General features: G+C 62.4%; 27 protein-coding genes. 26 read left to right on the top strand and 1 reads right to left on the bottom strand.

All coding sequences use genetic code 11. The annotated features are described in order from the left end of the window. Positions 1-97 precede the first annotated feature (97 nt). The 8 genes from RAS12_RS13435 to RAS12_RS13400 all read left to right on the top strand — a co-directional run bounded on the left by RAS12_RS13435 (position 98) and on the right by RAS12_RS13400 (position 4,797). Complete coding sequence (locus RAS12_RS13435; RefSeq protein WP_306950656.1) at positions 98-388, top strand: helix-turn-helix domain-containing protein; 291 nt, start codon at positions 98-100, stop codon at positions 386-388. A gap of 324 nt (positions 389-712) precedes the next feature. Further along, positions 713-1,288, top strand: a complete 576-nt coding sequence (locus tag RAS12_RS13430; protein ID WP_306950654.1) for a toxin YdaT family protein — start codon at positions 713-715, stop codon at positions 1,286-1,288. Further along, the gene (locus tag RAS12_RS13425; protein WP_306950652.1) at positions 1,285-1,929 is read left to right on the top strand and encodes an HNH endonuclease signature motif containing protein; all 645 of its coding nucleotides are present in this window, start codon (positions 1,285-1,287) and stop codon (positions 1,927-1,929) included. Before RAS12_RS13430 ends, RAS12_RS13425 begins: the two co-directional genes overlap by 4 nt. Next, complete coding sequence (locus RAS12_RS13420; protein ID WP_306950650.1) at positions 1,904-2,188, top strand: hypothetical protein; 285 nt, start codon at positions 1,904-1,906, stop codon at positions 2,186-2,188. The genes RAS12_RS13425 and RAS12_RS13420 overlap by 26 nt, the downstream gene beginning before the upstream one ends. A gap of 99 nt (positions 2,189-2,287) precedes the next feature. Further along, positions 2,288-3,472 carry a YdaU family protein gene (locus tag RAS12_RS13415; RefSeq protein WP_306950648.1) on the top strand — a complete coding sequence of 395 codons (1,185 nt, stop codon included), beginning with the start codon at positions 2,288-2,290 and terminating at the stop codon, positions 3,470-3,472. Beyond that, positions 3,469-3,693, top strand: a complete 225-nt coding sequence (locus RAS12_RS13410; RefSeq protein WP_306950646.1) for a hypothetical protein — start codon at positions 3,469-3,471, stop codon at positions 3,691-3,693. The genes RAS12_RS13415 and RAS12_RS13410 overlap by 4 nt, the downstream gene beginning before the upstream one ends. Further along, positions 3,690-4,178, top strand: a complete 489-nt coding sequence (locus tag RAS12_RS13405) for a RusA family crossover junction endodeoxyribonuclease (protein ID WP_306950644.1) — start codon at positions 3,690-3,692, stop codon at positions 4,176-4,178. The genes RAS12_RS13410 and RAS12_RS13405 overlap by 4 nt, the downstream gene beginning before the upstream one ends. Then, positions 4,168-4,797: a hypothetical protein gene (locus tag RAS12_RS13400; protein WP_306950642.1), complete on the top strand. Its 630-nt coding sequence runs from the start codon at positions 4,168-4,170 to the stop codon at positions 4,795-4,797. The genes RAS12_RS13405 and RAS12_RS13400 overlap by 11 nt, the downstream gene beginning before the upstream one ends. 40 nt (positions 4,798-4,837) lie before the next feature. On the opposite strand, the gene RAS12_RS13395 is transcribed toward RAS12_RS13400, so the two are convergent. Further along, positions 4,838-5,197, bottom strand: coding sequence for a hypothetical protein (locus RAS12_RS13395; RefSeq protein ID WP_306950640.1), 360 nt, complete (start codon positions 5,195-5,197; stop codon positions 4,838-4,840). A 175-nt stretch (positions 5,198-5,372) separates the two neighbouring features. Here RAS12_RS13395 and RAS12_RS13390 point away from each other — a divergent pair, with 175 nt between their 5' ends. From RAS12_RS13390 to RAS12_RS13305, 18 genes are read left to right on the top strand one after another with little or no spacing between them, the layout of a single operon-like run. Then, positions 5,373-5,576: a Com family DNA-binding transcriptional regulator gene (locus RAS12_RS13390; protein WP_306950637.1), complete on the top strand. Its 204-nt coding sequence runs from the start codon at positions 5,373-5,375 to the stop codon at positions 5,574-5,576. After that, complete coding sequence (locus RAS12_RS13385) at positions 5,557-5,733, top strand: hypothetical protein (RefSeq protein ID WP_306950636.1); 177 nt, start codon at positions 5,557-5,559, stop codon at positions 5,731-5,733. Before RAS12_RS13390 ends, RAS12_RS13385 begins: the two co-directional genes overlap by 20 nt. Continuing rightward, positions 5,730-6,830 (top strand): GNAT family N-acetyltransferase, encoded by a 1,101-nt coding sequence (locus RAS12_RS13380; RefSeq protein WP_306950634.1) that lies wholly within the window; start codon positions 5,730-5,732, stop codon positions 6,828-6,830. Before RAS12_RS13385 ends, RAS12_RS13380 begins: the two co-directional genes overlap by 4 nt. Then, a complete protein-coding gene (locus tag RAS12_RS13375) occupies positions 6,818-7,438 on the top strand; it encodes a formyltransferase family protein (protein ID WP_306950633.1) in 621 nt (206 codons plus the stop codon). Before RAS12_RS13380 ends, RAS12_RS13375 begins: the two co-directional genes overlap by 13 nt. A gap of 2 nt (positions 7,439-7,440) precedes the next feature. Next, a complete protein-coding gene (locus tag RAS12_RS13370; protein WP_306950631.1) occupies positions 7,441-8,091 on the top strand; it encodes a putative metallopeptidase in 651 nt (216 codons plus the stop codon). A 19-nt stretch (positions 8,092-8,110) separates the two neighbouring features. Beyond that, positions 8,111-8,563 (top strand): DUF2280 domain-containing protein, encoded by a 453-nt coding sequence (locus RAS12_RS13365; RefSeq protein ID WP_306950630.1) that lies wholly within the window; start codon positions 8,111-8,113, stop codon positions 8,561-8,563. Further along, positions 8,502-9,788: a PBSX family phage terminase large subunit gene (locus RAS12_RS13360; protein ID WP_306950627.1), complete on the top strand. Its 1,287-nt coding sequence runs from the start codon at positions 8,502-8,504 to the stop codon at positions 9,786-9,788. Before RAS12_RS13365 ends, RAS12_RS13360 begins: the two co-directional genes overlap by 62 nt. Further along, complete coding sequence (locus tag RAS12_RS13355; RefSeq protein ID WP_306950626.1) at positions 9,785-11,287, top strand: phage portal protein; 1,503 nt, start codon at positions 9,785-9,787, stop codon at positions 11,285-11,287. The genes RAS12_RS13360 and RAS12_RS13355 overlap by 4 nt, the downstream gene beginning before the upstream one ends. Continuing rightward, on the top strand, positions 11,187-12,059 hold the full coding sequence (locus RAS12_RS13350) for a phage head morphogenesis protein (RefSeq protein ID WP_306950624.1): 873 nt from the start codon (positions 11,187-11,189) through the stop codon (positions 12,057-12,059). Before RAS12_RS13355 ends, RAS12_RS13350 begins: the two co-directional genes overlap by 101 nt. After that, positions 12,040-13,296: a DUF2213 domain-containing protein gene (locus RAS12_RS13345; protein WP_306950623.1), complete on the top strand. Its 1,257-nt coding sequence runs from the start codon at positions 12,040-12,042 to the stop codon at positions 13,294-13,296. The genes RAS12_RS13350 and RAS12_RS13345 overlap by 20 nt, the downstream gene beginning before the upstream one ends. After that, a complete protein-coding gene (locus tag RAS12_RS13340) occupies positions 13,293-13,775 on the top strand; it encodes a structural cement protein Gp24 (RefSeq protein WP_306950620.1) in 483 nt (160 codons plus the stop codon). The genes RAS12_RS13345 and RAS12_RS13340 overlap by 4 nt, the downstream gene beginning before the upstream one ends. A gap of 18 nt (positions 13,776-13,793) precedes the next feature. Continuing rightward, entirely contained in the window at positions 13,794-14,876 is a 1,083-nt protein-coding gene (locus RAS12_RS13335; protein WP_306950618.1) for a major capsid family protein, read from the top strand. Positions 14,877-14,935: 59 nt separating this feature from the next. Further along, positions 14,936-15,286: a hypothetical protein gene (locus tag RAS12_RS13330; RefSeq protein WP_306950616.1), complete on the top strand. Its 351-nt coding sequence runs from the start codon at positions 14,936-14,938 to the stop codon at positions 15,284-15,286. A 1-nt stretch (position 15,287) separates the two neighbouring features. Further along, complete coding sequence (locus tag RAS12_RS13325) at positions 15,288-15,716, top strand: DUF4054 domain-containing protein (protein WP_306950614.1); 429 nt, start codon at positions 15,288-15,290, stop codon at positions 15,714-15,716. Next, entirely contained in the window at positions 15,713-16,189 is a 477-nt protein-coding gene (locus tag RAS12_RS13320) for a phage virion morphogenesis protein (protein WP_306950612.1), read from the top strand. Before RAS12_RS13325 ends, RAS12_RS13320 begins: the two co-directional genes overlap by 4 nt. Beyond that, the gene (locus RAS12_RS13315; protein ID WP_306950610.1) at positions 16,186-16,554 is read left to right on the top strand and encodes a phage collar protein; all 369 of its coding nucleotides are present in this window, start codon (positions 16,186-16,188) and stop codon (positions 16,552-16,554) included. Before RAS12_RS13320 ends, RAS12_RS13315 begins: the two co-directional genes overlap by 4 nt. Further along, a complete protein-coding gene (locus tag RAS12_RS13310; protein WP_306950608.1) occupies positions 16,551-17,078 on the top strand; it encodes a phage gateway protein in 528 nt (175 codons plus the stop codon). The genes RAS12_RS13315 and RAS12_RS13310 overlap by 4 nt, the downstream gene beginning before the upstream one ends. A 9-nt stretch (positions 17,079-17,087) precedes the next feature. Further along, positions 17,088-18,596: a DUF3383 domain-containing protein gene (locus RAS12_RS13305; RefSeq protein WP_306950605.1), complete on the top strand. Its 1,509-nt coding sequence runs from the start codon at positions 17,088-17,090 to the stop codon at positions 18,594-18,596. Positions 18,597-18,633 lie beyond the last annotated feature (37 nt).

Raw genomic sequence — 18,633 nt, 5'->3', positions numbered from 1 at the left:
AATTGTCTTATTCAGTCTGCGTGTAGCGCAAAGCGTATTGCGCATATTCAATGAACCAACTAATATGCGTCACACGCATAATTTATGGACTCGAACGATGACCACTCCTTTGCGCCTAGCGCGCGAGAAGCGCGGATTGACCATTCAGCAGGTCGCAAATTCTGTCGGCATTGACCCCGGCAATCTGAGCCGCATCGAGCGCGGCCTGCAGGTGCCATCTAAGGATCTGGCCGAGAAGTTGTCCCTGGTGTTTGACGGCGACGTCAGCGAGACGCAGATCATTTATCCGGAGCGATTCGTGCCTACCGACCATGCGGCGCCGCCGCCAGGCACCGGTGCTGCGGCCCTGGCCCCGCGCCTAGGCGCATCCGATCCTGGCCATGCATAGCGGCCTCGATCTAACCCCTAACTGTCGGGCGCCGCGCGATGAGCGTGGGCTTTCAGTGATGCGTGATCGTTGCCGAAGCGGTCGGCTCCGGCCTCATGTCGCTTTCCATGCACAACCGATCGAAAACGGCCCGCACCGTCTCTTGGTCCGCATCCCCGACGACGTTATCCGCAATTTGCTTTGCCAGCTTAAGCAGGCCAATCGTGGCCTGCGCAGCGCGACTTTTCCCATTTATATCCATCCCGCCACCCCGTTTTCCGACTGTGTGGCGGGAATGTAACTGCCAGGAGTACCCGACGCATGCGACATGAATCGCACAAGACTTTGATCGCAGTTGTCCGCGATCACGTTTCCGCCTGGCGCAAGTCGCTGGATTGGTCACGGGAAACCCTGGTTGACAGCATCGTCAAGGCACATGAAAGCCTGAATGGCCCCGCCGTCACGGGCATCCGGTTTGAGCCGCCCACAGGTGACACTTTTTCCCGCATGAAGGTCAATGCGGATCGGGTATCGCGCTGGTTAGACGATGAGAGCAAGGAGAACAATCTACTGCCTGCAAATTTCTTGCCGTCTGTGCTCGCGGCGATGCCGCATGATAGGCGCCGGCATTGCGTTGACGACCTTTTACGTTCGCTGAATTTGGCTGTCCGGACGCTGGCGACGGACGGCGCCGAAACATTGTCCGTTGGGCAATTAGGCAACGTCCTACGAGAGCAGGCTGAGGCCAGTGCAGCACTTGCGGCTTTGCTAGACGGCAAGGCGACCAAGGGAGAACTGATTCAGGCCCATCGTGAAACGTCGGAATCCATTGTCGCGCTGCGCCAGGCCCGCGCGACGGTAGAGCGGCAGATGGCCGCCGCGGGCGTGCAGATCCCTGCCAAAGAGGCGGACCCGTCATGAAAGGGGCACCAGGTCAGATCCGGCGGGCATGGACCGATATCGAGCGGGCCGTGCTGCGCAAGTTCTACCCGGACGTGCCCACGGCGGTGATAAGCGTGGCGTTGGGCAGGCCCCTGACTCAGGTCTACCAGCAGGCGCGGAAACTCGGGTTGGCCAAATCCGTCGCATACCTGGCCAGCGAAGCAGCTTGCCGGCTTCGGCGCGGTGATCGCGTCGGCGCGGCTTTTCAGTTTCCGAAGGGGCATTCCCCCTGGAACAAGGGGAAGAAGGGCGTCGCAACAGGTGGCCACGAAACTCGATTTAAGGCGGGCATGCTGCCGCACAACCATGTGCCGGTGGGCACCGAAGTGCCAGACGCCGACGGCTACATCAAACGCAAGATCGCCGAGCCCAAGACCTGGGTCTACGTCCATCGCTACGAATGGGAACGCGTCCACGGTCCGATCCCCAAGACGCACGCCCTGGCGTTCAAGGACGGCAACAAAGCGAACGTTTCCCTAGACAACCTGGAGCTGCGCACCAAACGCGAAATGATGCTGCGCAATTCCGTACACAACCTGCCCGCCGAGCTGGTCGAAGTGATCCAGCTGCAGGGCGCGCTCAAAAGGAAGATCAATGGCCAACATCGACGCGCTGCGTGACCATCTTTTTGCGACTTTGGCGGCGTTACGCGACCCCGAAAAGCCGATGGATATCGATAGGGCCAAGGCGGTGTCTGACGTCGCTCAGACAATCATCAATTCCGCGAAAGTCGAAGTGGACTTTATGCGCCAAACGGGTCAGACCGGCTCACCTCGATTCCTGTTGGCCGCCGGGCAGGCGCCGGCTGAAACCACCGCGACAGCTACTGGCACGAAGGAAGTGTCGTGCGGAGTGACACGTCATAGGCTGGGGGGGTAGGGCCATGGATTTTCAAAAATGGACCTTTCAGCTGTTGTCCGTGCCCGTCAGCGTGCGACCTATTGCCACGGCGCTGGCCGTGCGCGGCGGGGAGGCCGCATGACGGATTTCGAACAGCTACCGGCCCCCCTGACCCCTCCGGATTGCAACCTGCGCGGGCTGCCTTTCATGCCGCTACACACCGAACGCCTGCTCGACAGCGACATGATGGCCCTCTCGACCGGGGAGGAGTTCAAGACGGCCCTGCGGCTGTGGTGCAAGAGCTGGAACCAGGAGCCGGCCGCGTCGTTGCCCGACGATGACCGGATTCTGGCCCACCTGGCCGGCAAGGAGTTGCCCGCCTGGCGCAAGGTGAAGGACATGGCCCTGCGTGGCTTCGTGAAATGCGCAGACGGGCGCCTCTACCATGCGGTCATCGCCGCCGAGGCGATCAAAGCAATGGCGAAACGAGAGGAGCACCAGGCCGCCAAGGAAGGCGACAACGACCGCAAGCGCGAAGAGCGGGAGGACCGAAAACTGTTGTTTGCGGCGCTGCGCGAAATCGGGCTGATTCTGCCCGCGAAGGGTACGACGACGTCACACCTGCGTGAGGTAGCGGCGTCACGTGGGATCGCCCTAACCGTCACAGCGGGGCACAAGGGTGTCACTGTGACAACAGCAGGAAGTCACACGGAAAGTCACGGGGGTGTCACGGCTAAGACAGGGACAGGGACAGGGATATATAAAAAAGAAGAAACAGCGGCGGCGTCTCTCGCGCATGTGTTTGCGCATGGCGACGACCCTGCGCCGCCGCCGCTGGACGGCGAGAAGACGGCCGAAGAACTGGCCATGGCGGTTGCTGTCTGGCTGCGCCGCAAGGAGCAGGCGCGAGGCAAGCAACCCCGCAGTACGCTGAGCAATGACCCACGAATCGCAGCGTGGATCAATGCCGGCGTCACCGACCTGCAATTGGCCGAAGCCTACGACCTGGCGGTGTTGGATCGCGAAACCACAGGCGATGCCGGCCCAATCGCACCGGGCTTCCTGGACATCTTCGTCGCCAAAGTGCTGAACCCGCCGCAGGGTGAGAGTGCCCTAAACGGCAAGAAGCCTGCTGTGTCGAAGTCCGATCCGCTGGCATGGCTGACCACGGCGTCAGGGCTGGAATCGAAGGGCGCCGAGCTGGGCATCGTGCAGGACCAGGGCGAACCGTTCCCGTCGTTCAAGGCCAGGGTGATTACCGCCGCCCACCTGAGCGAAGGCGACAAAGCCCGCGCCCGCGCAGACCTTGGGGTCCACATATGACGACTGCTGTCGAGTGCGTGAGCTGCGCTCTGTTCACCCTGCGTGAAGATCCGAAATATGCCCAGCTTGGGCTGGCCAGGTGCGCCGCCATGAAAGACCGCCCTGGCACCTTCGTCAGCCCGCAATACCCGCGTCAATGCCGGGACCACCAACCAGCGCCTGCGGCCAAGACGGCCGCGCGTATCGAATGGCTGCGCGACGCGCGCAGCGAGGGAGCATGATGCAAATCGTTTTCACCGTACCCGGTGTGCCGCAAGGGAAAGGCCGCGCGAAATCCAGCTCACGTATAGGCCGTGACGCCAAGACAGGGGCCGCCCGCGTTTTTACGCGCCACTACACCCCAGAGGCGACAGTGGCCTATGAAAGTCTGGTCAAACTGGTCGCGGCCCAGGCCATGGCAGGGCGCGAAGCCTATACCGGGCCTATACGGATGGACCTGGACATTGTCATGCCGATCCCGCAATCCTGGTCCGGCGTGCGGCAGCGCCGCGCCGCCGCCGGCGAGATCGCGCCAACCGTGAAGCCTGACGGCGACAACGTCGAGAAGGCCATCAAGGACGGCTGCAACGGCGTCGCATACCGCGATGACGCCCAGGTGGTCCAGGCTAGCAAGAGCAAGGTCTACGGCCTGGTGCCGCGCGTAGACGTGGTGCTGACCGTGCTGGACATGGAACCCGCCCAGGGAGTGAAGAAAAATGCGCCGTGAAGCCGGAACGTTCTCATGCCCCGAGCACGCGATCGCCGTGGCCTACCTGATGCTGGCCTACCCGATCGAGCCGAAGAATCCTACACAGTTGGTGTGTGAGGCGCTGCGCGACCGCTTTGACGCGACCTATGACCGCAAGGTGTTGTCGGGCCTGTCACCGCACGACTGGCATGCGCAGGCGGTATTCACGGTCAAGGTGCTGGAACGGACGCTGGGCGATGGTATGGGCTTTCACATCTTGCAGGCACAGTACGGCACAGGCGAGGAGGGTGCGGTCAGCGCGCGCCAAGTCTCGGAATGGTTGAACCCGGATGCGGCCGATGACAGCCGCGAACGCGAGCTGGTAGACCTGTTGGTGACCAACATTCTGCGGGGCAGGCCGAGGATCAGAGAGCTATCGGACAAATTCGACGTGCCGAAGTCGAATATCGGCCGGCTGTCGTCAGCCTATCGCGTGCTGGTGGAAGGCGCCCGTCGCGCCGCTTTGAACCGCCTGGATGTGCGAATGCGGGACGCCGACATCGTGGTGGACCTGGAGGCAGGTGCGACGCCAACGGCGCTTGACAATGTGGGACAAGATGAGCAGAATTCGCCCAGACTCGTAGCAAGTACGCGCTAAAGAAACGCCCCGGCCAAAAACCGGGGCGTTTTGCTTTGTATCATTCCGCATGAAATCCGATCGGCTTCTTCGCGCTTGTGGGCGGGGCCTTAGATAGAACCATGGATACCTGTGTGTAGTGCTGGATTACTCGACGAGGTCCGTCGCTTTCGTCGCGCCCGCTGAAGATGATGAACTGCCCGTCCAAGCGGATCGATTCCACGACCATGTCATAGCCGCCCGAAGTGAGGCAAATAGAGTATGAACCGGGTACGTTTTCCAGCTCTTTCTCGTACTGCTCAACTTGCCGACGTATCGCCGCGAAGGCGTACTCAGGTATAGATTTCGGCGCATTCTCAGATGGCGAGTAGCCCTGAGTCAAATTAGCGATAGCGTCTCGTAAACCCAAATCCTTGTTCAAGCGCCTCTCCTTGATCAATGCAATCTGTTGACATCTGGCAAGCAAAGAAGACGGCGACGGCCGCGCAGCGGTAACTGCGCGACCGACAGCCGACCCACGGAATAAGCCGTGAGCGACCCAAGGCCGTCCCACCTGTACAGGCGGGGGCTACGGTAACACATCGGTAACGTCACTCATGGAAGAACTACGTTGTACCAACTGCGGGCGCAAGCTCGCGGAAACGACCGGATATGTCCGGCTCAACATCAAATGTTCGCGGTGCAAGACCGTGAACGCGTTTTCGATGGCCGAGAGCGCCCCGAGCGCCCAGAGCCACAATCAAGCATGCCGCCGAGCATCCAGCCCAGAGGTAAGCAGGCATGGAGGCCAACGGCCATAACACCGCCGCGCCGGCGCGTAAGCAGCCCGGCGTCAACGGTTTCAAGTACAAGCCGCGCTACGGCGTGATCGTGCTGTGCGATGACGAAGGTCACCAGCAGCGCGTCTTCGACGACCTGCGCGCGAAGGGCTACCGCCTGAAGGTGGTAGCCGTATGAAAGTGTCCATTCAGCACCGCTGCGCCGACGCCGAAAGTTACCGCGCGGCTAGGGTGAAATCGCTGTTCAACGTCGATAGCGGCGCCGCGTTCGACCTGGAGGCCGATCTGCCCATCGACGACGGCCAATGGCGGGTAGGGGTGATCGTTGGCCCGTCCGGCTCCGGCAAGACCAGCATCGGACGTGCGATCGCGCCACTCTACGCCCCGGCCTGGCCATCGGACCGCCCCATCATCGACGCGATCGCGCCAGCCGGCGCATTCGACGACGTGACTGCCGCATTGTCGGCGGTGGGCCTGGGCAGTGTTCCGTCCTGGCTGCGGCCGTATGGCGTGCTGTCCAACGGCGAGCAGTTCCGCGCGAACCTGGCGCGCCTGGTTGTCGAGGCTCCGCCGGTCGCCGTCGTGGACGAATTCAGTTCCGTCGTAGACAGACAGATTGCCAGGGTCGGCGCCGGTGCGTTCGCCAAGGCGTGGCGACGCACCGGTGGCCAGGTTGTGCTGCTGTCCTGCCATTACGATGTGCTGGACTGGCTGCAACCGGATTGGGTGTTCGACAGCGCCACGGGCCAGTTTGATCGGGGGTCGGTTCGACGCCGGCCGCGCTTGGACCTGGACATCGAGCAAACCGATTGGCGCTGGTGGCCGCATTTTGAACCGCATCACTATCTGAAGATGCCTAAGATGATCGCCGCCACGAACTATGTGGGCTGGATCAACGGAGAGCCGGTGGCCCACATGGCGGTCAGCACCAGGCCGGGCCTGATCGAGGCGCGTGCATGCCGTCTGGTCGTTATGCCGGAATGGCAAGGCGCCGGCGTGGGCATGCGATTCCTGAACGCCGTGTGCGCTGCTTGGCTGGCCGGCAACAACCGATATGGCCTGTCACTTCGGACCCTGTTCCATACCAGCCACCCCGGCCTGGCCGCCGCGCTGCGCCGCGACAAGCGGTGGACGCAGGTCTCGGCGCCACTCTACGGCGCGCCAAGCGGGAAACTGCGAAAGCCTACCGCCGGGGGAGTGCTGACCAGTTACGGCGGGCACTTCCGCGCCGTGCAGGGCTTCCGGTACATGGGGGAGCCGACATGCGCATCATGATCATCGGCCAGAAGTGGCTGGGCGCGGCGTTACTGCGCCAGTGCCTGGCCGAAGGCCACCAAGTGGTAGCCGTGGCCGCGCCGCCGGCCGAAGGCATTGATTACGACCGGCTCTATGCGGCTGCGCAGCAACTCGGTGTGCCGGCGTGCGCGACGCGCGGCCGCCTGGGCGCGGCGGATGTTCCGGAGGGTTGTGACGTGCTGCTGGCGGCGCATGCTCATTGCTTCATTGAGGCGGGCGCGCGGGCGCGGGCACGGCACGGGGCGCTCGGGTATCACCCATCCCTGTTGCCGCGGCATCGTGGTCGTGACGCCGTCCGGTGGGCAGTGCACATGAAGGAGTCCGTGACGGGCGGAACGCTTTATCGGATGGATGACGGCGCCGACACTGGGCCAATACTGGCGCAGGCGTGGTGCCATATCCGCCCGAACGACACGGCCGCAGACGTATGGCGCCGTGACCTGGGTCCAATGGGGCTGCGCTTGTTCTCGCTGGTGCTGGGCCAACTCGAGGGCGGTGGGCAGATGGCAGGGCAGGCGCAGGACGAGGGTCTGGCCACATGGGAGCCGGCATTCAGTGCTGCCAAATTGGCAAACTTGAAGGTGTGAACATGGCCAGGTTGCGGGGACGTGCCGAGGGCGAAGGACGGCCGCGGCCGCCGGCCGAATGGCTGGAGCGTGTGTGCCAGTCCGACGCCCCGCAGCTATGTCCGGCGCCCGAGCTTCTCAGCTGGGCGCTCGGCGCGATCGTGGCGGACGAAGGCGGGCCAATCCACAACCCGGACCACGCGCACTTAGCTGACGCGGATCTGGCGTTCCTTTGGGCATCGTCCGGATTCTCTAAGGGGGGCCGTCAAATCCTTGGCCAAGCCGAGCAGGTCATGTTCCGAGCCGGCGGCTGGCAGAAGGCGCGCCAGGAACAGCAGATGGTGGAATGGTTCGGGCGAGTCCCCGCATTTCTGATCACGCTGGCGGCCGACTACTGCGCGTCCTGCAGCGATGCGGAATTCTGCGCGCTGGTGGAGCATGAGCTGTACCACATCGGTCAAGCGCTGGATCCGTATGGCGCCCCAGCGTTCGACAAGCTAGGCCGGCCGAAGCTGCGAATTGTGGGGCACGACGTGGAAGAATTCATCGGCGTAGTGGCGCGATACGGTCCTTCGGAGGATGTCCGACGCCTAGTGGCGGCTGCTGGCAACACGCCTGTGGTACCGAGATTAAGCATTGCGCGGGCCTGCGGTTGCTGCCTGAAGGCGGCATAACAGACTTTGGGATGTGGGTATGGCGAAGTTGAACGATGCGCACAAGCAAGTCATCGTGCAAGCCCTGGCCTGCTGGGACACGCCGACAGAGGTTTCGGAGCTGCTGCGAGAGCAGTTCGGCATCGAGGTGCCACGCACGCACGTCGCGCAATACGATCCGACGAAGGTGTCTGGTAGCCGCTTGGCCAAGAAGTGGCGGGACCTGTTCGAGAGTACACGTGACGCATTCAGGGCGGAAGCGGCCAAGATCCCAATAGCTGAACAGTCGTTCCGGCTTCGGGCTCTGAGCAAGATCTACGAACGGCACATGCAGCGTGGCAACGTCGTGGCTGCGGCGTCAGTACTCGAACAGGCCGCCAAGGAAAGCGGCGGCATGTTCACAAACAAGCGCGAACTCAGCGGCCCCAACGGTGGGCCGATCCCCACCATGCCCACGACGATCCAATTGGTTGCCCCAGGTGACGACGGCTAACATCGAACTCCCCCCAAAGCTGATCCCGGTGTTCTCCGGGCCGGCGCGGTACAGGGGGGCAAGAGGCGGCCGCGGTAGCGCAAAGACTCGCAGCTTCGCGCTGATGACGGCGGTGCGGGCATACATGTTCGCCCAGGCCGACGTGTCGGGTGTGGTCCTGTGCGGCCGGGAGTACATGAACAGCCTGGAAGACTCCTCTATGGAGGAGGTCAAGCAGGCTATCCGTTCAGTGCCTTGGCTCGATGCCTACTTCGAGATCGGCGAGAAGTTCATCCGCACGCGCAACCGCCGTGTCTCGTACACCTTCGCGGGCTTGCGGCACAACCTGGACAGCATTAAGTCCAAGGCGCGGGTGCTGATTGCATGGATAGACGAGGCGGAGAACGTCAGCGAGATCGCGTACCAGAAGCTGCTGCCGACGGTGCGGGAGAACGATTCCGAAGTCTGGCTGACCTGGAACCCGGAGCTGGACGGCAGCCCGACCGATCTGCGATTCGTCAAAAATCCGCCGCCGAATTCCAAGATCGTCGAGCTGAACTACACGGACAACCCTTGGTTCCCCGATGTGCTGGAGCAGGAGCGCCGCAATGACCGCGAGCGCCTGGACGACCAGACCTATGCCTGGATTTGGGACGGCGCCTACCGCGAGAATAGCGAAGCGCAGATCCTGGCCGGCAAGTACAGGGTTGCAGAGTTCGACCCGGCGGCTGGTTGGGATGGCCCGTACTTCGGTCTGGACTGGGGCTTTAGCCAGGACCCGACCGCCGGCGTCAAGCTCTGGGTGCATGACCACCGGCTGTGGGTCGAGCACGAGGCCGGAAAGATCGGGCTCGAGAACGACGACATCGCGGCGTTCATGGTCGCCCGCCTGCCAGGCATTGAGCAGCACGTGACCCGTGCGGACTCGGCCAGGCCGGAGACGATCAGCCACGTGAAGAGCAAGGGCAGGGACGGCCAGCGTGCCAACCTCCCGCGCCTCCAAGGCGTTGAGAAGTGGAAGGGCAGCGTTGAGGATGGCATTGCCCACCTGCGCTCCTACAAGGAACTGGTCATCCACCCGCGCTGCGTGCAGACCCTGCGTGAGGCTAGGCTGTACAGCTACAAGGTGGACCGCCTGACGGGCGATGTGCTTACAGACATCGTGGACGCCAACAACCATTACATGGACGCGACGCGGTATGCGTTGCAGCCCATGATCAAGCGCAAGCGCGGATTCTTCGGATGAAATTCTTTGACTGGTTCAAAAAGCGCCCGGAGCCCAAGGTTCAGCGGCGCGGCCTTTTCTCGACCCATCACCCATTGGGAGACAAGGTGCGCCCGGCGTTCGAGTTCCCGGCGTTCGAGCAGCCCCACGGTGCGCCCACTGTGGCATCAGACAACGGATACATCGGGGAGCGTCCGACGCCTAAGATGGCCAGCTTCACGCAGGTCAACGAGGCCCAGCTGGGGTTCTACGCGGCCGGCAGCATGTTCATCGGCTATCAGGCGTGCGCCATGCTGGCCACGAACTGGCTGATTGGCGAGGCGTGCAGCATGCCGGCGCGGGACGCCGTTCGAAACGGGTTCCTTCTTATGTGTGGGGACGTAAAGACTGCCGATACATTGAAGGAACAGGACGAGCGGTTTGGCGTGGAGCGACATCTGCGCGAGCTGGTGAACTTCGGACGAGTGTACGGTGGCCGCCTTGTGTTGTTCGATGTCGAGGCAGCGAACCCGGAGGAGTACTACAAGGCTCCGTTCAATTTGGATGGAGTACAGCCTGGCACGTACCGAGGTATGTCGCAGATTGACCCGAACTGGGTTACTCCGGTCTTGACCGAGGACAACCTCAACGACCCTGCGAGTCAGAGCTACTACGAGCCGACGTTCTGGAAGATCAAGGACCGGGTCTATCACAAGTCTCATCTGCGGATCTTCGTGCCGTACCCGGTGCCGGACTACCTGAAGCCCCATTATCGCTACATGGGTGTGAGCGTCCCGCAGCGCATGATGGAGCGGGCGTATGCGGCCGAGCGCAGCGCGAACGAGGGCCCGCAGTTGCTGATGACCAAGCGCCTCACGGTGCTGGGCGTTGGAGAAGGGGCTCTCAGCAATCGCGACGAACTGGAGAAGAACCTCGCCGAGTGGGTCGCTTACCGGGACAACTACGGCGTAAAGGTCGGAGGCGCAGACGAGACGACTCAGCAGTTCGACACGGCGCTTGGCGATGTGGACACGGTCATCATGACCCAGTTTCAGTTGGCGGCGGCAGTCGCCGGCGTGCCTGCTACCAAGATCCTTCAAACCCAGCCAAAGGGATTCAATGCGGCTGGAGAGTATGAGCGTTCGGTGTATCGGGAGCATTTGGAAAGCATCCAGTCGAACGACATGACCCCGATCCTGAAGCGGCACTACCAGCTGCTCGCCAAGTCCGAGAGCATCACGCTGCCGAGCAAGGTTCAGATCCAATGGCTTCCGGTTGATAGCCCGACCGCCAAGGAGTGGGCGGAGATCGACAAGCTCAAGGCCGACCGTGACGGCGTGCTGTTCAACACGGGAGCCATTGATGCGGAAGATATCCGCAACCGGCTGAGGGAAGACCGCGAAAGCGATTACCACAACATTGAAAAAGCCGAGTTCGTAGATGGCCAAGAGAATGGTAACGAAGCGGCGCCAGGCTTGGGGGCAGCAGCAACAGGCCAGCCAGTTCAAGGGCTCGGTGCTGGCGTACCCGGTAGCCGTTGAAGAGCGGTACCGGTCCAGCCTGTCGTCGTTGATCGAGGGCATGCTGGCCGAATACGACCGGGCGCTGCGTGGTCTGTATAGCTCAAATCCCGAGGTTGCTCAGGACGAGAGCGTGACCACTCAGGCGCGGCGCATCCTGGGAGATCTTGGGAAGAAGTGGAGCAAGGCCTTTGCGGAGAAGGCCGGGCCGCTGGCCAACCGGACCATTGGCCAGGTGGACAAGTTTTCCAAGCAGAACCTGGGTGCGTCGCTGCGGGACATGTCTGGCGGGTTGACCATCAAGACGTTCACGATGCCGGCCTCGTTGTACGACAAGGTTCTGGCCAGCACTGCGGAGAACGTGGGGCTGATCAAAAGCATCCCGGCGCAGTTTCAGGAGCGAATACAGGGCATCGTCCTGCGGTCAATCCAGTCGGGCGGTCAGGGCGCTGGCCAGATCTTCGAAGAGATCAAGAGCCTGAACAAGGTCACGAAGCACAGGGCCAAGCTGATTGCGGTCGACCAGACACGCAAGATCACCTCGGCGATGAACGAAGAGCGGATGAAGTCCGCCGGCGTGAAGAAGTTCGAATGGATCCACAGCGGCGGCGGGGCGGAGCCTCGGTCACTGCACGTTGAATACGACGGGCAGACATTCAGCATGGATGAGCCGCCCATCATCGACAAGAGAACAGGGCAGCGCGGATTTCCCGGTGAGTTGATCAACTGCCGGTGCCGTATGCGGCCGGTCATTGACTTTACCGAGTACCTCGATGAGCAACCGACAAACTGACGTCAACGGCTACCTGCTGGTGCGCGACAACCCGATCACTAAGGTGGGTGTGTTCCCGTACCTCGGTAGCGAGATCGGCGCGCCCGAGCCTGATCGCATCTACCAGGTGTACCGGCCGCAGGAAGAGCTGGAGAAGCCCGAGACGATCGCCTCTGCCAACCTGGTGCCTTGGATCGACGAACACGAGTTCCTAGGCAAGGACGGAACCCCGGCCGAGAAGAAGGGAGTGCAGGGCACTACGGGCGAGACAGCGCGCTTCGAATATCCGTACCTGCGCAATAGCGTCAAGGTCTATTCGGAGTTCATGAAGAACCTGATCGACCGCGGCAAGGTGGAGCTGTCGCCCAGCTACCGCTGTCGATACGAATTTACCGAAGGCGCGTTCGATGGCAAGAAGTACCACGCCATCCAGCGCGACCTTCGGTTCAATCATCTGGCAACCGTGAAAGAGGGCAGGACGGGGCCGGACTTGGCTGTACAGGACTGCCTAACCATCACATACGACTCAGCGGAGTTCATCAAAATGGAATTGACCCCCGAAATTCTCGAACAGATTCGGGCGTTGATCGAGCAGGTGCTGGCGGACAAAGCCGCCGCCGCTGGCTCGGACAATGACCCCAACAAGGAACCTGTCAAAGATGCGGACCCGGCCGCCGCCCCTGGTGCGGTGACACCGGCAGAAAAGGATGCTGTGAAGCAGACTGCAGCTGCCGCCGAAGAGGCCACCAGCGCCGTTGAATCGGCAACAGCTGCGATCGAAGAGGTGCAAGCTGCCCTCGAGGAAGTGCAGGCCGCAGCTGAGGAAGTGAAGTCGGCCCCGACTGCCGACAGCAAGAAGGCCTTGGACGCGGCTATGACCAAACTGGGCGCCGCCAAGAACAAGATTGCCAAGCGTGTCGCCGACTCGCAGGTGTCCGGCTTGATCACGGGTCTGCAAGCCCAGGTCAAGGCGAACGACGCCAGCGCGGTGATCAAACAGATCGCCGACCGCGATGCACTGGTCAAGCGCGTGACGCCGTTCATTGGCGCCTTCGACAGCGCGCTGCTGGTGTCCGCTGACCATGTGGCCCGTTATGCCGTCGAAAAACTGGGCCTGAAGGCGCAAGACGGCGCGGAGCACGCGGTGTTGCTGGGCTACCTGCAAGCCGCAAAGTCCGACGCCGACAAGATCGTCAGCGATTCCAAAACCGTGCGCGCCGAAGATACGGCCGCCAAGCTCTGGAGCCAGAAGCAATGATTCCGAACACCGCACGAACCTACCTGCTGTCCGGCATCCCCGGCAACATCAGCCATGACGGCCCCACCCGCGCCGCGTCGGCGATCATCGACTCGGCCGACGAGACCGAAAACGTCTTCGGCCGCGCCTTCACCTACAAGGCCGGCACCGATACCGTCGAAGTGGGCGGCACGGGCGCCTTCGCGGGCATCCTGATCAACCCCAAGGCCTATGCGATCGACGTCACCTACGCTCGCAACGGCACGGTTGGCGAGTTCCTGACGATGGGTGAGGTGAACGTTCAACTGGGCAACGACGGCAACATCGGCTTGCCTCTGTCGTTCGATCCGGCCACCGGCATCATCTCGTCGGGTGAGACCGGAACCGTCATCCCCGGCGCGCACATTGCCCGCCACGAACCCAGCGCCGAGACCCCGCGCCTCGCGGTTATCGCCCTGAATGGTCTGGTGAAGTTGCCGACCGCGCCCGTCACGCCCTGATTAAAGGAACAAGACATCATGGCAAAAACTCAATCCAAGGTGCACATGCACATGAGCGGCCGCCTGGCCGTTTCGCGTGGTGCGGTGAAGGTCGGCAAGGACGCCAAGATCGGCTTTGAAGACCTGGACAATCTGGGCGTCGGCCTGCGTTCCATGGACTCGGCCCTGACCGGTCCAGCCGTTACCAACGGCGCCATGCTCTCGCACATGCTGCAAACCTGGCTGCCCGGCACACTGCGCGTGGTCACCCAGGTGCGCAACATCGACGAAATCGCAGGTATCACGACCGTCGGCCGCTGGGAAGACGAGATGATCAGCCTGCGGGTGGCTGAACCGGTCGCGAAAGCCGAGCTGTACGGCGACACGACCAACATTCCGCTGGCCGACTACCGCCAGTCGATCGAATCGCGCGGCATCGTGCGCTTCGAGCAGGGTTTTCAGGTCGGCAAACTGGAAGACGCCCGCCAGGCCGCCATCGGCTATCAAGCCGCCGACGAGAAGCGCCGCGCCGCCACCGAGTCGCTGGACATCAGCCGCAACCAGGTCGGCTTCTACGGCTTCAACCAGCCCGATTCGAACGTGTACGGCCTGCTGAACGATCCCAGCCTGCCGGCCTACGTTTCGGCCACCACGCCGTGGCTGACCGCGAACTTCGACCAACTGGTCTCTGAGTACACGGGCATGTACAACCAGCTCGAAACCCAGATGGGCGGCGAGCTTAAGGACACGGCCAAGATGGTGCTCGTGCTGCCGACCGGCTACCGCTCGATTTTCAGCGTGTACAGCCCTGCGGCCTCGGGTATGACGTTCCGCCAATGGCTGAACGAGAACTTCCCGAACACTCGCGTGGTGACGACTGCCGAATTTAAGGACGCCAACGGTGGCCTGGACGTGGCCTACCTGTTCGTCGAGAACGCGGCCGAGCAGGACGAGTCGGACATCATGGCCGCAAGCCTGATCCAGGCCGTGCCGGTGCGCTACCAGGTGCTGGGCAGCGAAAACCGCATCAAGGGCTACATCGAAGACGCCATCAACGCGACGGCGGGCATCTTCGTGTTGCGCCCGTGGGCGTTCTCTCGCAAGACCATCAGCGCGTCCTGACCGCCGCGCTTCGAACAGAGGGCCGGGGAAACCCGGCCTCTTTCATTTCCGGAGTCGAAATGTTTCGCATCTATATCTACAGTACGCTCAGCAACGACCAACGCTACCAGCTGAAGAATGGCCAATCGGTCCTCATCGCTGGCAAGGCCAACGTGGCTAACAAGCAGCTGGTGACGCCCAAAGGCATGGCCACCGCGATCTCTGAAGACGAGTTCAACCTACTGCAGGAGAACATCGTGTTCAAGGCGCACTTCAAGAACGGGTTCGTGGCGGCCAGCCATGACAAGTCGGACGCGGAGGCGTTCGCCGCACGCAACCTGGAAGGCGCCGACAAGTCCGCTCAGGACACGCCCGCCACCGCCAAGAAGCGTAACGCGGGCGGCGCCAAGGTCAAAGACGCCGAGGCCTGACATGGACTTTCCGCTGGCGAAGTTCCGAATCCTATTCCCGATGTTCGCCACGGTGACGGACGACGTGGTGCTGGCCGTAGCGGAGTGGGGACAGTGCTACACCAGCGGGCGCGGTTGTCAGTGCAACGAGCAGCTGTGGATGCTCATCACGGCGCATCTGTTGCAGCTGCGTCTGAATGCTGCTGCTGGCAATGGCGGCGCGCCTGGCGCGCTGGCTTCCGCAACGATCGACAAGGTCAGCGTGTCCTTCCAGGCACCGCCGGCGACCGATTCCTGGTCGCACTGGCTGAATCTCACGCCCTATGGCCAACAGTTCCAGGCGCTGTCCAAGAGCTGCTCGGCCGGTGGGTTGTACGTCGGCGGACTGCCTGAGCGCGCCGCGTTCCGCAACGTGGGTGGTTTGTCCATCCGCGGGGGAAGGTCCCGATGAAGGTGGTACGCCAAGGTGGCACGGAAAAGCTGCGGGCGACGTTGAATGACGTTGGCAGCAAGCAGATCCGTGTCGGCTTCTTTCCCGAGGCCAAGTATCCCGACGGGACGCCCGTCGCCTATGTGGCTGCTATTCAAGAATATGGGTATCCGCAGGGCAACATCCCCGCCCGCCCGTTCATGCGCCCGACGGCCGAGCAGAAGAAGGCTGAATGGGGTCGGCAGATTGCCGGGGCGGTCCGTGGCGCCATCGATGGCAACGTGGAAATCACCCAGGCCTTCGAGGCGCTTGGCGCACGGTCGGCCGGCGACATCGCTCGGACCATCAGCCGGGTGACTACTCCGGGCCTGAAGAAGACAACGCTGGAAGCGCGGCAAGCCCGAAAGAAAACGCCCGGTGTATCCAAGAAGCCCCTGGTCGACACTGGCCAGATGATCCAGTCGGTCAGCCACGTCGTGGAGGATAAAACGTGATTCCAGGTATCAATGTATTTGCCTTGGCTGCTGGTGTGATCGCCCAACAGTCGCCGGTTTGGCTGAAATTCAAGGGTCGCATCGAGAACGAGCGGGGCCAGTGGGTGAACGAGTATGAGCCGCCCCTGCCGATCCAGGGATCCTGGCAGCCGGTGGGCGAATCGACCATCCGCGACTTGGGTCTGGATACGGCGAAGCGCTATTTCAACCTGTACACGTCCAACCCCGTGGACAGCGTGCAACGGGGCGCGGCACCGGACCAGCTCATCCACGATGGCCGGCGGCACGACGTGGTGGGCGGCGCCGACTGGTACACGCGGGACGGTTGGCGCGGCATCCTCTGCGTGGACGTGGGGGCCGCATGAAGCAAAAGAAGCTTGAGGCGACAGTGCGGGCTGCGTTGCTCATGCTGCTGGCAGAGCAGGGCATTCGCCTGCCCGTCCTGGCGGCGTTCCAGCCAACCAAGCAAGGCCGCGTCGATGACGGGATTTACTTCTTCCCGGTAAATCGCGGTAAGCGTGGCTGGCAGTCGCGCAAGTACCAGGACGACGGCGCCGCGTTGACCGCGACGGAGTCTCAGATCAATGAGTCGATGTACCAATTTCAGGCGTTCGTCGAGGACGATCTGGCGGCGCCGGATCAGTTGTTGGCGTCCGATGTGCTGTCCGTAGTCCGTGGTGTCCTGCAGTCGATGCGATTCGCGCAGGCCATGACGGCCGAGGGAATTGGGGTGCAGCGCGCGACAGAGATCGTGATCCCGTCGTTCGTCAACGAGCGCGACAACTTCGATTTCAACCCGAATTTCACGGTCATCTTCACCCACCAACGCAATATCACCCAGGCCACGGCGCACATCGAGCAGGTTGTGTCGGGCATCCATCGCATTTGAGGAAAAGACATGTCCATCAAGATGTCTCGCTACGTCCGAATCATCAGCGCGGTGATCGGCGCCAATGCTGTCGCCCAGCAGCAGCTGACTGGCCGACGCTTCACCACTGATCCGCGCGTGCCCGTCGGCCAGATCGTGTCGGTGCGCCCCGGCGGCGCCGACGACTACTTCGGCTCGGACTCGCCCGAGGCGGCGTTCGCGCGCCAGCTCTTCTCCTACATCAGCCCGGCACCCGCATCCCAAGCCCCGGAGCTGCAGTTTGCGGCCTATCCGGACGTCGCCCGCCCCGGCCGCGTTTACGGATTTCGTATCTCGGCCAGTCTCGCGGATTTCAAGGCCGTCACCGCTGGCGAGATGAACATCAAGGTTGGCCAATTCGCCTACGCGCTTACCGCTGTGGATCTGACAGCCGCCACGAGCTTGACCAACGTGGCTCAGCTTGTCACGACTGCGATTGCCACTGCTGCGACCGCCCAATCTGGCACCGCGGCTACCGTCACGTACGATGCCATCGCTGGATCGTTCACGGTGGAATCGGCAGTGTCCGGGCCCGGCGCTATTGTCGTATCCCCAACGACTGCAAACGACATTGGTGCAATGTTGGCGCTCCAGGGCGCTCAGGCGATCAGCTCGCCCGGTTCCGTCGCGATGACGCCGCTTCAGGCTTTCCGCGCGGCCGAGAACGTCACCGATTCCTTCGGGTCAGCATCCTTCGGTGTGGCGATTGACTTGGAAGACGCGCTCCCCCTGGCGGAGTACGTGTCGGGCGAGAACGTGAAGTATCAGATGTATTGGTCGGTTGATTCGGTGACCGCCGATACCTGGAATGCCGCCATGATCGGCACGGCTTCGAACGGCCTGATCTTGAATAGTGCGGCTGGTGAGTACAAAGAAGCGCTGCCGATGGCAGTCATGGCGGCTACCGACTACGACCGTACGAACGCGACGATCAACTACATGTACCGCCAGTCCGGGGTGACCCTGACGTCCGACGTGACCGACGATCAGATGGCGGACTTCTACGACGCGCGCCGGGTCAACTACTACGGCCTGACGGCCAGCGCTGGCCAGAAGATCTCGTTCTTCCAGCGGGGCTACCTGATGGGCGGGGTTACGGCGCCGCTGGACATGTCAGTACACGCCAACGAGCAATGGCTCAAGGCGTACATGACGGCGCAGTTGATGAGCCTGTTGTTGACGACGAACAAGATTCCGGCCAACAACGACGGCCGCGGCATGGTGATGGCAATCATCCAGGGTGGGGTCAACAAAGCGCTGAACAACGGCACCATCCTGATCGGCAAGACCCTGACCGAGCTGCAGAAGGTCGCGGTGACGCAATTGACCAACGACCCGCTGGCCTGGCACGACGTGCAAGACAACGGTTACTGGTACGACGTGCGCATCGAGCAATCAACTGGCGAGTCTGGTGTGACCGAGTACGCGGCCAAGTACACGCTGGTCTATTCCAAGGGTGACATGGTCCGGAAGGTGGACGGCTCTCACAACCTGGTCTGACCGGACAGTTAACACTTTGGGCGGCCTGCGGGCCGTC

The sequence above is a fragment of the Achromobacter seleniivolatilans genome (genome assembly GCF_030864005.1).
Lineage (GTDB): Bacteria > Pseudomonadota > Gammaproteobacteria > Burkholderiales > Burkholderiaceae_B > Achromobacter > Achromobacter seleniivolatilans.
The sequence above is the reverse complement of the archived record's forward strand: the minus strand, read 5'-3'. Positions and strand labels throughout refer to the sequence as shown.